Below are 13,164 nucleotides of genomic sequence, written 5' to 3'. Positions count from 1 at the left end.
GCTTTTTACTCGCTGCCTGACACAGACTTTCGGACAAAATGAAGCTCTGTCAGTTCCCCCATCTGTTTTGTTTCAACAAACGTCAAGCGTCTCGAATATTCCCCCGGTTCAAACAGTCGCTTGCCTTCTCCTAAAAACACCGGCGCGATTTGAATAAACCATTCATCGATCAAATCAGCTTCCAGCAATGGTTTTAATAGGGAACCCCCACCCACTACCCATACGTTTTTCTCTTGTTTCAATGCTGAAACAAATGCAACTGGATCCGATGCCACTAGGATTGCATCCGGCAGCGGTTCTTTTCGGGTATGGGAAAAAACATAATTTGTCGTTTCAGGATACAACGGTCCCTCATCCATCAGTTTTTTCGCTTCTTGATAGGTTTTTCTTCCCATCACGGTCGTGTCGATAGTCGCAAAAAATGCTTCATAGGTCGTGGCGACACCGGTATCGGTTTGAAACAGCCAGTCCAGTTGATCCTTCAGACCTGCTAAATAGCCATCGAGGCTGATCGCACCATAGAATATCACTTTTCCCATTATGCTCGCTCCTTTATTCTTTGTTTGCTGCTGATGTTCGACAAACACAAGTGACTAAATGGTCGTTGACCATGCCGACAGCTTCCATAAAGGCGTAAATAATGGTCGTTCCGACAAATTTAAACCCTCGCTTTTTCAAATCTTTCGCTAGCTGATCAGAGATTTCCGAATGGGTCGGTACATCGGATTGCTGCTCAAATTCATTAATGATCGGCTGATGATCGACATATCGCCACAAGAATGTGGAGAAACTACCATATTCTTGCTGGATTTTTAAAACTTCTTGGGCATTGCTGATCGCCGCTTCAATCTTTCGCCGATTGCGGATGATGCCTGGATTCATCATCAGTTCTTCCACTTTTTCTTCCGTATAGTTCGCTACTTTGGTGATTTCAAACTGATCATACGCCGCATCAAAATTCGCCATTTTATTTAAAATCGTTTGCCAGCTCAACCCTGCTTGATTCATATCTAACACCAATTTTCGAAACAACTGCTGATCCTCATACTCAGGTTTCCCCCAGATTGTATCATGATACTCCTGCATTGCTGGTGTACTGTTGGCCCACTCACATCGTTCCATTGTCCTCATCAGCTCCTTTTTGTTTATTTTATCATAAAAGACTTTACTTCCACTATTGTACTACGTATACTAGTACACATAAATGAAAGGAGCTGATTTTGTGGTTCGCATTAACAAAGCCAGCAGCAAACCTTACTATGAGCAATTGGTTTTAAGTATCAAAGAAGATATTCTGAACGGTGTTCTAACCGCTGGAGACCAAGTACCTTCGGTTCGTGAAATGGCCAAGCACCTGTTGATGAATCCAAATACCGTCAGCAAAGCCTACAAAGTATTGGAAAATGAGCAAGTGCTTGTCACCATCAAAGGAAAAGGCACCTTTGTGAAAGTTACTGAGGATCTGCCACGCGATGAGATTCGGATCTTACAAGTGAAAGAACGTTTGAAAGAATTGGTGATCGAAGCACGCCATTTACAGATCAGCATGCGTGAGCTGAGCGATTGGATGAATGGCTTTGAACAAGAGTTAGGAGGCGATCCACAGTGAAGATCGAACATGTGACCAAGAAAATGGAACAAACAATTATCTTAGAAAACGTGAACTTCTCTTTGGAAAAAGGAGAACTCGTAGGATTGATCGGCCGCAATGGTTCTGGGAAAACCACGTTGTTTCGGACGGTCGCTGGACATTATTTACTAGATGATGGCGAGATTTCGATCGATAACCAACGCCTGGATCAGCACCCGGAATTAAAAGAACAGCTTTTTTATATCGATGAAAAAGAAAACTTTCTGGCTGCCTACTCGTTAAAAAAAATCAATCAATTTTATCGGCTTGCTTATCCAAATTTTGATCAAAATCTTTATTTAGAATTGATGCAAAGCCATGGTCTGCCGCTAACGCTTTCTTACCGGCGAATGTCAAAAGGAATGCAAGGTCTTTATAAGATGATTCTAGCGATCGCTTCAAATGCGACGTTCTTACTGTTAGACGAACCTTTTGATGGGCTTGATGTGATCGTCCGTAAAAAAGTGATCGGACTATTGCTGGAAAGCCTCAGCGAGTCGAATCGTACCGCATTGATCGCTTCCCATAATCTAAATGAATTAGAGCATATTATTGATCGTGCCTTGTTGATCAAAGGGAAAACGATTGAAGGAGACTACCGTTTGGAAACGATTCGCGAACAATCTCGCAAACTTCAACTCGTCTTTCGCAGCAAGCAGATTCCTCCCCTTATCAAGCAGCGCTCCAAGCTGATTCAAAAACAAGGTCGAGTCTTGACCGCTTTGTTTGACAATTACACAAAAGAGCTGGCGGCTGAGATCCAGCAGCTTGACCCTTTGGTTTTCGAAGAATTGCCCTTGACCTTGGAAGATCTGTTTGAAGCAAATTTACGACAAGAGGCATTAGTGGAAGGATAGAGGTGGAAAACGATGTTAAGCAATATATTTAAAGAACGCTACGGCAAGCTGCTGATCGGCTTTTGTTTTGTCTTACTCTTAATGTATCTTGGTGATGGCTGGCAATCACAAAAAGCCTGGCATCAGCAAGAACGCTATTTGACATCTGAAGAATTTATCAAAGATTTCAACGAAAATCGAGAGTACTATGTCAAAAACTACAAGGGTGAAACCCCGGTTTACTTTGATTCGGCAACAGAATACCGCGATGCGGTATTGACGATCAGCAATGAGTCCCCTGATGAGATTTATTACAATCGCCCTTATATGACCACCATGAATCAATTTGTGATTGTCTTCCTGTTTATTTGGGGCTTCTTATCCTTTTTTGTCGATGGCCGCACCAATTTCAATCGCTTTTTATTTGCCTTACCCTTTAGCAGAAAGCACGTCTTTCACAAGAAACTGCTTTTTATCGGCTTACCCTTGACCGCTTGTTTAGTGTTGGGGCTGTTAGGTCATATCCTGATCGAATACACGATGATCCCAGCTCGCTATCTCGCTGTGCCGCTTCAAGACGTGCTGCTTTCTGCCCTTAGTACCTTGTCAACGAATCTGCTAGTATTTGCTGCAGGTCTCTTGTTAGGCGTTTTGCTGGGGAATCTGTTTACTGGCGTGCTCTCGGTCTTCTTCACTATTTCGCTAGGATCAATGGGGTATAGCTTTTTCCAATGTACCCGCGAGTTTTTTAGTTTTGTGTTTCTTGGTCATGGGGATTTTCTGATTCCTTTTCAAACCTGGATCGATTGGCCGCAAGGATATGTCTACCCTTGGTGGCTGCTGCTCCTTTACCTCGGCTTGAGCGGCTTACTGATTCTTGCTGCCGAAAAAGTGTTCTCGAAAATCTCTTTAGAAAATGACGGTGATTATATAACGATCCCTAAATTGCGCGCACCAGTTTATTGGCTGCTTTCTTTGGGAACTTGGTTCTATTTATCCATGATTTCTTATTACCCACTAGAAATTTTTTACCGTAATCTCTATGAGGGGTATGATGTCAGTCTTTGGAACATCGCCCTTCGGCTCGGTTTATTACTGGTTGCCTGCTTATTCATCAGTTTGCTGCTTGTCTATCCTAAAGCGCTGATGAATTGGTGGTACAAACGAAAAAACAAACAAATCAGTGGAATATAAAAAAGCATCCCTGCAACATTTTCTTGTTGCAGGGATGCTTTTAAGTTTAATGTCTAGGTTTGTCGTCGTCTTTTTTGTCAAAGAAGTCATTTACTTTACGAGAAACATCATCCGCAAAATCTTCAACCTTATCTTTGGCTTTCCCATATTTATTTTGGGTTTTGCCTTTTAATTCTTCGGAGTCATCTCCTGTAAGTTTCCCTTTTGTTTCGGTTACTTTTCCTTCAATGCGATCTTTGTTTGTCATCGTAAAAAACTCCTTTCATACTTGCTATAAATTAATAGTAGCACCATTTAACAGAAAGCACGAATGTTCTGCTTCTATCCTATTCTTAGAGTTGTCCGCAACGATAGTTGATCGCTATTTTTGACTCTTGGACGATTTGAGATATTCGGTAGAAAGCTGGCTTTCTCTATAAAAAGGGATGTTCTTTAGATGTTCAATTTGATGTTCTTTGAAGAAGTTCATTTAAAGAGGAAGCTGTGAGCATAAAAAAACCATGACCTGAAGAAGGCAATCTGAGGAGCTGCAACTGCTAGAATCAGCAGGTACAGCTTCTCGATTTGGTGCCTTTTCAGATCATGTTTTTAATTACACGAAGATAAGGTTCAGTTCTCAGTTCCTATCAGTGTGAAACGATTATTTGCGTTTTTTCTTTTTCTTCTTTTGTTTCTTGACCATGCGGTTCATGGCCATTTTTCCAAGTTTCCCTTTGACCCCACCGCCAAACATTTGATCCATGCCAGGAATGTTCATATTCCCTTTACTCATTTGCTGCATCATTTTGCGAGATTCTTTGAATTGTTTGATCATACGGTTGACTTCGACGACGCTGTTTCCAGAACCAGCAGCAATACGGCGGCGACGGCTTGGATTCAACAAATCAGGATTTTCCCGTTCAGCTGGTGTCATAGAATAAACCATGGCTTTTTGACGGGCAATTTGTTTTGGATCAACTTTGACGTTCTCGATGCCAGGCATTTGGCTCATTCCCGGAATCATTTTCAAAAGATCTTCAATTGGGCCCATGCCCATGACTTGATCGATCTGTTCAACAAAGTCATTGAAGTCGAAGGAGTTTTCCTTCATTTTTTGAGCAAGTTCTTCTGCTTTTTTCTCGTCGTAATCTTGCTGTGCTTTTTCGATCAAAGTCAGCATATCACCCATACCGAGAATCCGACTAGACATCCGATCTGGATGGAATACTTCAAGGTCGGTCAATTTTTCACCGGTACCAGTGAACTTGATTGGAGCGCCCGTAACTTGACGAATCGACAATGCCGCCCCGCCACGAGTATCGCCATCTAGCTTGGTGATGACTACCCCTGTGATCCCCAGTTGTTGATTGAAGCTTTCCGCCACGTTGACAGCATCTTGTCCTGTCATCGCATCCACTACCAGTAAAATTTCATTTGGCTGTGCCAAGTCCTTGATTTGTTTTAGCTCTTCCATCAAGTTTTCGTCGATATGCAAACGACCCGCCGTATCGATCAAAACGTAGTCATTTTTCTTTTCCCGAGCCAAAGCCAATCCTTGGCGGACGATTTCAACTGGACTGACATCAGTTCCCATATCAAAAACAGGTACATCCAATTGTTGCCCTAATACTTTCAACTGGTCGATCGCAGCTGGTCGGTACACGTCACCAGCGATCATTAATGGACGTGCGTTTTCGGTTTTGATCAAATGGTTGGCTAATTTCCCAGCAAAGGTGGTTTTCCCTGCCCCTTGCAAACCAGCCATCATGATGATCGTTGGGATCTTCGGTGATTTTTCGATCCCAACTGTTTCTGATCCTAATGTTTTGGTTAATTCTTCATCAACGATCTTAACGATTTGTTGCGCTGGAGATAGGCTTTCTAATACTTCTACCCCCACTGCCCGTTCACGGACATTTTTGGTAAACTCTTTTACAACTTGCAGATTGACGTCGGCTTCTAATAAAGCTAGACGAATCTCACGCATCATTTCTTTTACATCTGCTTCAGATACTTTTCCTTTTCTGCGCAGTTTGCTCATTGCCTGCTGGAGGCGTTCAGTTAAACTTTCAAATGCCATTTTTTTTCATTCCTTTATTCTTCAATTTCTTGGAGCTGTTGAATAAACCCCTGTAAGGTTTCGTCTTTTGGATAGTGGGTTTTCGTATACTCGCTTAGCTGATCCAGCAAGTCTTCCCGCATGATATAATCCGAAAACATATGTAGTTTTTTTTCATAGTCTTCTAAAATACGTTCGGTGCGTTTGATGTTGTCATAGACTGCTTGACGGCTAACTTGATACTCTTCAGCGATTTCTCCTAGAGAAAAATCATCTGCGTAATACAATTCCATGTAATTCATCTGTTTTTCCGTCAATAACGTGGAATAAAACTCAAACAACGCATTCATGCGATTGGTCTTTTCAATTTCCATTTGCTTCCTCCTGTTTTGCAAGCCATTCGACATCGGACAAAACAGTCATGCCTTTTTGTCGAAAATAGGCACAAGCGACACCGACCCCTGTTTTTTTGATTCCAGAAAAATTGCCATCATAAATCGTCTGACTGCCACAAGAGGGACTTTTCTCTTTTAGGATCAGTTGGGTGATGCCTTGCTCTTGCAATTTTTGATAAGCAATTTTCGCGCCTTTAGTAAATTGTTCCGTCACGTCTTCTCCTGAAATGGTGACGACCTTCGCTCGTTGCGCCCAAACATCCACCCCATCGCCACCGACGATTTCGGCCGGTTCACGTGGAATCGGCAAGCCGCCAAGAACTTCTGGACAGACCATCATGGCTTGACCCGCACGAACAAGTTCGATCAATTGTGGTACTGCTTGATGTTTTCCATCGTAGCGGCAAAGGGCACCGCCTAGACACGCACTGATTCCAATCATTTAGCACCCTCAGCTTTCCTATGAAATCGTCCTTTATTATAGCATTTATTTAGTGGTTGCAATAGTACCAATTGTCTATTCATGCTAAAATAGGACTTGTTCGTTGAAATTTAATCGTTTCTTGAAAAAAAGAAACGAAAGGAGTCTATCATGAAAAAAATACTCGTTGTCGATGATGAACCTTCAATCGTCACACTTTTAACCTTTAATTTAGAAAAAGAGGGCTACCAAGTCGTTTCCGCCTCAGATGGTCAAAAAGCCTTCGACTTGGCGTTGTCAAAACCTTTTGACTTTATCATCTTGGATGTCATGCTGCCGAATTTGGACGGTATCGAAATCACAAAGAAATTACGTCAAGAAAAAATCGAGACACCGATCCTCGTCTTGACCGCAAAAGATGATCCGATCGACCGGATCTTGGGCTTAGAGATCGGGGCTGACGACTACTTGACGAAACCCTTCAGCCCTCGAGAAGTATTGGCTCGAATGAAGGCCATCTTCCGTCGCTTAGAACCTCGTCAACAAGCACGAGAAGAAGATCAACCTGCAGAAATCTTGCAAATCGGCGGAATTCAAGCCGATCTGACCAATTTCCAGGTCAGTGTGGATGGGGAGAAAATCTTCCTGACCCCGAAAGAGTTCGAGCTGCTGGTTTACTTTATGAAACGTAAAGGCCGCGTGATCGATCGCGATACCTTACTCAATCGTATTTGGAATTTTGACTTTGATGGACAAAGTCGCATCGTGGATGTTCACATCAGTCATTTAAGAGAAAAATTGGAAGCTGATCCAAAGCGTCCAGAATACTTGGTGACCGTTCGAGGATTTGGGTATAAATTTCAGGAGCCGCCCCAATGAAAAAACGCTATGGCTATGGTTTATGGTCAATCGGTCTATTGCTGATTTTTTTCCTGTGTTGGCAAGTTCTAAGCAGTTTTTACCGTCAGCAAGTCATCGCCCAGCAAGTGGATTTTCTGCAAGAGAAAGCCGCTGTGTTTTTGAATCTCTCAGATAACCAAACCGCAGCGCTCGAACAATTTGCCTATGCCTATGTTCAAGATAGCAATAGCCGCATCACTTTGTTAGATGATCAAGGCCAAATCATTTTCGATACTTATGATCATACCCTCCATGAAAACCGCTCCGATCGTCCAGAAGTTCAAGCCGTTTTGCGCGGAAGCGCCGTTGGTCAATCGTTGCGGGAAAGCGACACCTTGCATGAAGAATTGCTTTACGTGGCGATTCCTGTCAAAGAAGATGGAAACTTAACTCAAATCTTGCGGATCGCAGAACCGACTGCTGCTTTTTTTGCGAAAAACCAAGGAATCAAGCAATCGATCTTGATTGTCTATCTTGTCTTTTGTTTCTTGATCAGCCTGCTGATTTTTCACACGCTGCGTCAGCGGAATCGTCCAATCCAAACGATTCTGCCCGTCGTAAAAAAAATGATCACCTCGCCCGATCAACAAGCAATCATTATGCAAGAAACCCCTGAACATGACGAGTTGTATCAACTGATCAATCAGCTGAGCGAACAAATGAGCCAGACCTATCGTGCCTATGCGGCATCTGAACAACAGCTGTACGGCTTGCTCAGTGAACTGATGATCGGTGTCTTTATCATTAATGAAGAAAATCAACTGCTGCTGTTGAATCCGACGATGCAAGAACAGTTGGGGATGGAAACTGCGCCAACCTTGCCGCAGCCCTTCACTGAAGTGATTCATGACACACAACTGATCCAATTGATCTATCAATTTAACGACGAGACCCCTATTTTCCATGCGGAAACCACCCTTAGCGGGGAACGCTCAAAAGTCTTGGATGTTACCTTGCGAAGCTTCCAAGAAAACCAGTTGATTGGTATTTCTTATGACTTGACGCGCATCCGACAATTAGAAAAAATGCAAAAAGATTTTGTCGGCAATGTTTCCCATGAATTAAAAACGCCGGTAACTTCCTTGATTGGGTTTACCGAAACACTGCTGGACGGCGCCAAAGAAGACCCAGAAACATTGCAGACCTTTTTAGAGATCATTCAAAAAGATGCTTATCGCTTGAAAAATCTAATACAAGATATCATCCAACTGTCTCAAGACAGTGATTCTTTCCAGTATGTCGACCAACCGATCAACTTTTCTGAGCTGCTGCAACAAGTCGTTCAAACCTATGGTCCCGCAGCTGCTAAGAAGCAATTGACCTTTCAATTTGAAGGACCCGAACCCTTCATTTTATCTACCAAAAAAGAGCTGCTGCAGCCCATCGTAAAAAATCTGGTAGAAAATGCTGTCACCTATTCAAAACCTGGTGGTGTCATCACATTATCCTATTCAGAGCAAGACGACCAGCTGTTATTTCAAGTGCAGGATCAAGGCATCGGCATCGATGAAGAAGATCAGGAACGGATTTTTGAGCGGTTTTATCGGGTGGACAAAGCCCGCGCCCGCAATTCTGGCGGCACTGGACTTGGGCTGGCTATCGTTAAAGACTATACCAAATTATTAGGTGGCAGCATCAAGGTTGACAGTTTCCCCAAAATTGGTTCTACCTTTACGGTGACTTTGCCGCTTCATGAAAAAGATGATTATTGATAAAAAACAGCCGATAACAGGTGAATAATTGTTATCGGCTGTTTTTGTAGTTGTTTTTCATTACCAAATGAAGCATCAGTCAATAGCATCTTCTTGATGCTTTAAACACAAAAAAAGAAGGAGCATTCTCCTTCTTCGGTCATTTCACTATTCAACATTCGTTACTTCGCCGTCTACACTGCGTTCTACTTTCATATCAGTGATTGGCAAGTAACCTAATTCGATAACGATTCCTTGTTGGACATCGTCTGTCATGATGTAATCAAGAAAGGCTTTGACGTTTGCATCTGGCTCGCCGTTCGTGTACATATGCTCGTAAGACCAGATTGGCCATTTGTTATCTGCAATATTTTCAGGAGTCGCTTCTACCCCATCAAGAGATAGCGCTTGGATCGAATCGTCCAAATAGGATAAAGCAAGGTAGCTGATTGCTCCTGGTGTTTCAGCAACGATTTTACGGACTGTTCCAGAAGAATCTTGCTCTTGTGTTTGGATCGTCTCTGCACCATCTAAGCCCCATTTTTCAAAGGTCGCTCTCGTACCGCTGCCTGATGCGCGGTTGATTACAGAGATTTCTTGATCTGCTCCGCCTAGTTCAGACCAATTCTTCACTTTGCCTGTAAAGATATCGATCAATTCTTGTTGGCTAAGATCCGTAACGCCTGCGTCTTTATTTACCACTGGTGCCATACCAACTACGGCTACTTTATGGTCAACTAATTTGCTAGCATCCACACCATCTTTTTCATCCGCAAACACATCGGAATTGCCGATCGTCACCGCGCCTGCTTCTACTTGACTTAAGCCAGTTCCGCTGCCGCCACCTTGAACCGTAATTGTATAATTGGGATTGTCTGCTGAGAAGCTTTCACCTGCTGCTTCAACCAAGGGTTGCAATGCCGTTGAGCCCACAGCTAAAATTTCTACATTTTCATTTGATGCGGCACCTGATGAAGATCCGCCTGATGCTTGACTGCTCTCAGTGCTTGCGCCACCGCTCCCACAGCCAGCTAATAATAATCCAGTTGCAAAAAATAAAAGTCCCAATTTTTTCATTTAGTAAATCTCCTTTCGTTATATGCTTAGTTTAGCAAGGCGGTGTAAACCCTTGATGGATTTCATGTAAAGAATCGATAAAGCGATGTAAATATTTTGTAAAGTTCGTCGATTGCCTAAAAAAGCCCCCGCTGCATGAAGCGACCCCCAAAAGTTAGACCAAAAAAATCTAACTTTTGGGGGTCGTTATTTGTATGGCAAAATATCCTTTTGAATTAAAACTAAAAATCGTTAAAGAATATCTTAGTGGCGTGGGCGGATATCGGTATCTTGCCAACAAATACGGTATTTCAAGCAAGTCTCAAGTAAGTAATTGGGTGAATGCCTATCGTGAATACGGAGAGGAAGGTCTATTGAGAAAGCATCAAAATCAGAAATATTCTGTTCAATTTAAGTTAAATGCGCTAGAGTTATATCAAACAAGTGAGATGTCCTATCGAGAAGTTGCTAGCACTTTAGAAATGAACAACCCTGCGCTTATTGCCAATTGGATGCGTAATTTCAGAGAAGCAGGTATTGAGGGGCTCTCAAAAGAGAAAGGGCGACCACTTACTTTGACTAGAAAAAAAGAAAACAAAAAAGAAAATACAACAACTGAAGAACGCGAGCGTATCAAGGCATTAGAAAAGCAAGTCCGATCCCTTCAAATTGAGAATGCCTTTTTAAAAGAGTTGAGGAAGCTGCGAAAACAGGAAGCCCAGCAAAGACGCAAGAATCAATCGCACGAATCATCGCCAGCCTCCGAGGATCATTCAAACTAGTTGAGCTTCTTGAAACATTGAAATTTCCTAAAGCAACCTATATGTATTGGCAGAAACGGTTTGACAGACCAAACCCAGACCAAGAAATTGAAGAAAAAATGCTTGAAATTCGCAAAGAGCATAAAGACTATGGCTGTCTGCGACTAAAAAAAGAATTAGAGAATCAAGGGATTCATGTCAATAAAAAGAAGATTCAACGTCTGATAAAAAAACTAGGTATCGAAGTAAAGTCTTACACTCGAAAATCTCGACGGTACAATTCTTATCGTGGGAAGGTTGGCACTGTCGCCAAAAATCGTATTCATCGTCGGTTTTATAAAAATATCTGTCACCAAAAAATTACAACTGATACCACAGAGTTTAAGTATTATGAAGTAGACACCACAGGTGTCGTTCGTCAGAAAAAGCTGTATTTAGATCCTTTCATGGATTTCTACAATAGTGAAATTCTATCTTATCGGATTTCTGAAAAACCAAACGCACTAGCCATAATGGAAGGATTAGAAGAAGCAATCCAGATGACAAATGATTGTCCATTTCGTAGAACCTTCCATTCAGATCAAGGATGGGCCTATCAAATGAATGCTTATAAGAATAAATTGAAGCAGCATAAAATCTTCAAGAGTATGTCTCGTAAAGGGAATTGTTTAGATAACTCACCTATGGAAAACTTCTTTGGTTTATTAAAGCAAGAGATTTTTCATGGAGAAGTCTATCGGAGTTTAGATGAATTGAAAACAAAAATTGACCAATATATCTATTATTACAACCATAAACGCATCAAAAAGAAATTAAATTGGCGAAGTCCGGTTCAGTTTCGAGAAGCTGTAAAAACAGCTGTCTAACAGTTAATCTTATCGTACAAAAAAGGAGTGGATTTCTCCACTCCATAAAAGTCTAACTTTTTGGGGTCACTACAGCATCCATCAGAGGGGGCTTACTTTATCTAACACTTATGAACTAAAGAAATGTCTGTAGAATCATTTGCTTTGCATATAGCGTGTCAAGCGATCCATCGCTTCCACCAAGTTCTCCATACTTGCCGCATAGCTTAAACGAACATAGCCTTCTGCTTCGGGACCAAAGGCGATCCCTGGAATGATTGCTAATTGATTCTTTTCGGCTAAGTCGACACAAAAAGCCATGGAATCTTGGTTGAAACCTGCTGGTATTTTGGCAAAAATGTAGAATGCACCAGATGGCTTCGCCATTTCAAAACCAAGGGCAGTCATCTTTTCAAACAAGTAATCTCGGCGTTCACGGTAATCGGCTTTCATGACTTCTGCATCATTGATGCCTTCGATCAATGCCCGCACTGCGGCTTTTTGAGAAATCGTTGAGGCCGCGGTCACTAAGTATTGGTGGACCTTAATGATCTGAGCAGTCAACGCTGCTGGTGCAAAAATGAAGCCGACGCGCCAACCAGTCATCGCGTGTGATTTCGACAAGCCGTTGATCACGATCGTTTGATCCCGCAAGTATTCAGCAATGGACACATGGGTTTCATCATAAGTCAACTCACTATAAATTTCATCGCTAATAACAAAAACGGGGTATTTTTCTAAAACTTCTGCCAATGCTTTGACTTGTTCTCGGGTATAAACAACCCCTGTTGGATTGCTAGGATAATTTAAAATGACTGCCTTGACTTGCTCCCCATGTTCTTTTAAGGCTGCTTCTAAAACTTCTGGCGCTAAAACAAAGTCATTATCCGTCGTATCAAGATAAATCGGTTTGGCATGAGCTAAATGGATGACTGGTTCATAGCCTGGATAAATTGGTGCTGGTAAAATCACTTTATCACCAGGTTCCAGCGTGGCTAATAAAGAAGCTGAGATTGCTTCCGTTGCACCGATCGTCACTAATACTTCTGATTGAAAGTCGTAATCAAGCTGATATTTATTTTTCAAAAAGAGGCTGGCTGCTTGCCGAACATCTGCTAAGCCTGCCATTCCAGAATAGTGGCTGAAATTTTGTTCGATTGCTTGGACACCCGATTTTTTCACGTGCTCCGGTGTGTTGAAATCCGGCTCGCCTAACGTTAACTTTAAAATATCAGGAATTGAAGAAACCCGTTCATCAAATTTACGAATCAATGAAACAGCTATATTGTACACTTCGTGATTGAAGCGTTGGCTTACGTCTGCCATAGTATCACTCCTTTGAATTAAGCAAATTCATTCGCTATTGTTGTTAATCCTAACACAAAAAGGCGACAATT

General features: G+C 42.1%; 15 protein-coding genes. 7 read left to right on the top strand and 8 right to left on the bottom strand.

What is annotated here, in order from left to right; translation table 11 throughout:
• Positions 1 to 5 precede the first annotated feature (5 nt).
• Entirely contained in the window at positions 6 to 539 is a 534-nt protein-coding gene (locus IGJ15_RS03980; RefSeq protein WP_231434846.1) for a dihydrofolate reductase family protein, read from the bottom strand.
• Positions 540 to 552: 13 nt separating this feature from the next.
• Entirely contained in the window at positions 553 to 1,122 is a 570-nt protein-coding gene (locus IGJ15_RS03975) for a DNA-3-methyladenine glycosylase I (RefSeq protein ID WP_231434847.1), read from the bottom strand.
• A 100-nt stretch (positions 1,123 to 1,222) separates the two neighbouring features.
• Here IGJ15_RS03975 and IGJ15_RS03970 point away from each other — a divergent pair, with 100 nt between their 5' ends.
• The 3 genes from IGJ15_RS03970 to IGJ15_RS03960 are packed head-to-tail and all read left to right on the top strand — an operon-like array spanning position 1,223 to position 3,660.
• The gene (locus IGJ15_RS03970; RefSeq protein ID WP_005228910.1) at positions 1,223 to 1,609 is read left to right on the top strand and encodes a GntR family transcriptional regulator; all 387 of its coding nucleotides are present in this window, start codon (positions 1,223 to 1,225) and stop codon (positions 1,607 to 1,609) included.
• Positions 1,606 to 2,487, top strand: coding sequence for an ABC transporter ATP-binding protein (locus IGJ15_RS03965; protein ID WP_015510136.1), 882 nt, complete (start codon positions 1,606 to 1,608; stop codon positions 2,485 to 2,487). The genes IGJ15_RS03970 and IGJ15_RS03965 overlap by 4 nt, the downstream gene beginning before the upstream one ends.
• 12 nt (positions 2,488 to 2,499) lie before the next feature.
• On the top strand, positions 2,500 to 3,660 hold the full coding sequence (locus IGJ15_RS03960) for an ABC transporter permease (protein WP_231434848.1): 1,161 nt from the start codon (positions 2,500 to 2,502) through the stop codon (positions 3,658 to 3,660).
• Between the two features lie 46 nt (positions 3,661 to 3,706).
• Here IGJ15_RS03960 and IGJ15_RS03955 read toward each other — a convergent pair whose 3' ends face one another.
• The 4 genes from IGJ15_RS03955 to IGJ15_RS03940 all read right to left on the bottom strand — a co-directional run bounded on the left by IGJ15_RS03955 (position 3,707) and on the right by IGJ15_RS03940 (position 6,535).
• A complete protein-coding gene (locus IGJ15_RS03955; RefSeq protein WP_005228904.1) occupies positions 3,707 to 3,907 on the bottom strand; it encodes a CsbD family protein in 201 nt (66 codons plus the stop codon).
• 393 nt (positions 3,908 to 4,300) lie between these two features.
• The gene (gene ffh / locus IGJ15_RS03950; protein ID WP_005228902.1) at positions 4,301 to 5,719 is read right to left on the bottom strand and encodes a signal recognition particle protein; all 1,419 of its coding nucleotides are present in this window, start codon (positions 5,717 to 5,719) and stop codon (positions 4,301 to 4,303) included.
• 14 nt (positions 5,720 to 5,733) lie between these two features.
• Entirely contained in the window at positions 5,734 to 6,072 is a 339-nt protein-coding gene (locus IGJ15_RS03945; RefSeq protein WP_005228897.1) for a putative DNA-binding protein, read from the bottom strand.
• Positions 6,062 to 6,535 (bottom strand): DUF523 domain-containing protein, encoded by a 474-nt coding sequence (locus IGJ15_RS03940; protein WP_010749736.1) that lies wholly within the window; start codon positions 6,533 to 6,535, stop codon positions 6,062 to 6,064. Before IGJ15_RS03940 ends, IGJ15_RS03945 begins: the two co-directional genes overlap by 11 nt.
• 150 nt (positions 6,536 to 6,685) lie before the next feature.
• On the opposite strand from IGJ15_RS03940, the gene IGJ15_RS03935 reads away from it, so the two are divergent.
• Entirely contained in the window at positions 6,686 to 7,393 is a 708-nt protein-coding gene (locus tag IGJ15_RS03935; RefSeq protein WP_231434849.1) for a response regulator transcription factor, read from the top strand.
• Entirely contained in the window at positions 7,390 to 9,126 is a 1,737-nt protein-coding gene (pnpS, locus tag IGJ15_RS03930; RefSeq protein WP_231434850.1) for a two-component system histidine kinase PnpS, read from the top strand. Before IGJ15_RS03935 ends, pnpS begins: the two co-directional genes overlap by 4 nt.
• A 147-nt stretch (positions 9,127 to 9,273) precedes the next feature.
• Here pnpS and IGJ15_RS03925 read toward each other — a convergent pair whose 3' ends face one another.
• Positions 9,274 to 10,182 carry a phosphate ABC transporter substrate-binding protein PstS family protein gene (locus IGJ15_RS03925; RefSeq protein ID WP_060792538.1) on the bottom strand — a complete coding sequence of 303 codons (909 nt, stop codon included), beginning with the start codon at positions 10,180 to 10,182 and terminating at the stop codon, positions 9,274 to 9,276.
• A gap of 194 nt (positions 10,183 to 10,376) precedes the next feature.
• On the opposite strand from IGJ15_RS03925, the gene IGJ15_RS03920 reads away from it, so the two are divergent.
• Positions 10,377 to 10,943, top strand: coding sequence for a helix-turn-helix domain-containing protein (locus IGJ15_RS03920; protein WP_016249831.1), 567 nt, complete (start codon positions 10,377 to 10,379; stop codon positions 10,941 to 10,943).
• Complete coding sequence (locus tag IGJ15_RS03915; RefSeq protein ID WP_430599456.1) at positions 10,901 to 11,788, top strand: IS3 family transposase; 888 nt, start codon at positions 10,901 to 10,903, stop codon at positions 11,786 to 11,788. The genes IGJ15_RS03920 and IGJ15_RS03915 overlap by 43 nt, the downstream gene beginning before the upstream one ends.
• Positions 11,789 to 11,923: 135 nt before the next feature.
• Here the strand turns inward: IGJ15_RS03915 and IGJ15_RS03910 are convergent, their stop codons facing one another.
• The gene (locus IGJ15_RS03910; RefSeq protein WP_074536051.1) at positions 11,924 to 13,093 is read right to left on the bottom strand and encodes a pyridoxal phosphate-dependent aminotransferase; all 1,170 of its coding nucleotides are present in this window, start codon (positions 13,091 to 13,093) and stop codon (positions 11,924 to 11,926) included.
• Positions 13,094 to 13,164: the final 71 nt, after the last annotated feature.

The organism is Enterococcus sp. AZ079, from assembly GCF_050547255.1.
Lineage (GTDB): Bacteria > Bacillota > Bacilli > Lactobacillales > Enterococcaceae > Enterococcus_D > Enterococcus_D casseliflavus.
Note: the sequence above shows the minus strand (reverse complement) of the source record. Positions and strands in the feature narration are given on the sequence as shown.

Excerpts from the sequence above, each read along its gene's own strand:
- IGJ15_RS03955 (WP_005228904.1), bottom strand. The coding sequence starts at position 3,907 with ATGACAAACAAAGATCGCATTGAAGGAAAAGTAACCGAAACAAAAGGG.
- pnpS (WP_231434850.1), top strand. The coding sequence starts at position 7,390 with ATGAAAAAACGCTATGGCTATGGTTTATGGTCAATCGGTCTATTGCTG.
- IGJ15_RS03910 (WP_074536051.1), bottom strand. The coding sequence starts at position 13,093 with ATGGCAGACGTAAGCCAACGCTTCAATCACGAAGTGTACAATATAGCT.
- IGJ15_RS03925 (WP_060792538.1), bottom strand. The coding sequence starts at position 10,182 with ATGAAAAAATTGGGACTTTTATTTTTTGCAACTGGATTATTATTAGCT.
- IGJ15_RS03920 (WP_016249831.1), top strand. The coding sequence starts at position 10,377 with ATGGCAAAATATCCTTTTGAATTAAAACTAAAAATCGTTAAAGAATAT.
- IGJ15_RS03960 (WP_231434848.1), top strand. The coding sequence starts at position 2,500 with ATGTTAAGCAATATATTTAAAGAACGCTACGGCAAGCTGCTGATCGGC.
- IGJ15_RS03975 (WP_231434847.1), bottom strand. The coding sequence starts at position 1,122 with ATGGAACGATGTGAGTGGGCCAACAGTACACCAGCAATGCAGGAGTAT.
- IGJ15_RS03980 (WP_231434846.1), bottom strand. The coding sequence starts at position 539 with ATGGGAAAAGTGATATTCTATGGTGCGATCAGCCTCGATGGCTATTTA.
- IGJ15_RS03940 (WP_010749736.1), bottom strand. The coding sequence starts at position 6,535 with ATGATTGGAATCAGTGCGTGTCTAGGCGGTGCCCTTTGCCGCTACGAT.
- ffh (WP_005228902.1), bottom strand. The coding sequence starts at position 5,719 with ATGGCATTTGAAAGTTTAACTGAACGCCTCCAGCAGGCAATGAGCAAA.
- IGJ15_RS03935 (WP_231434849.1), top strand. The coding sequence starts at position 6,686 with ATGAAAAAAATACTCGTTGTCGATGATGAACCTTCAATCGTCACACTT.
- IGJ15_RS03945 (WP_005228897.1), bottom strand. The coding sequence starts at position 6,072 with ATGGAAATTGAAAAGACCAATCGCATGAATGCGTTGTTTGAGTTTTAT.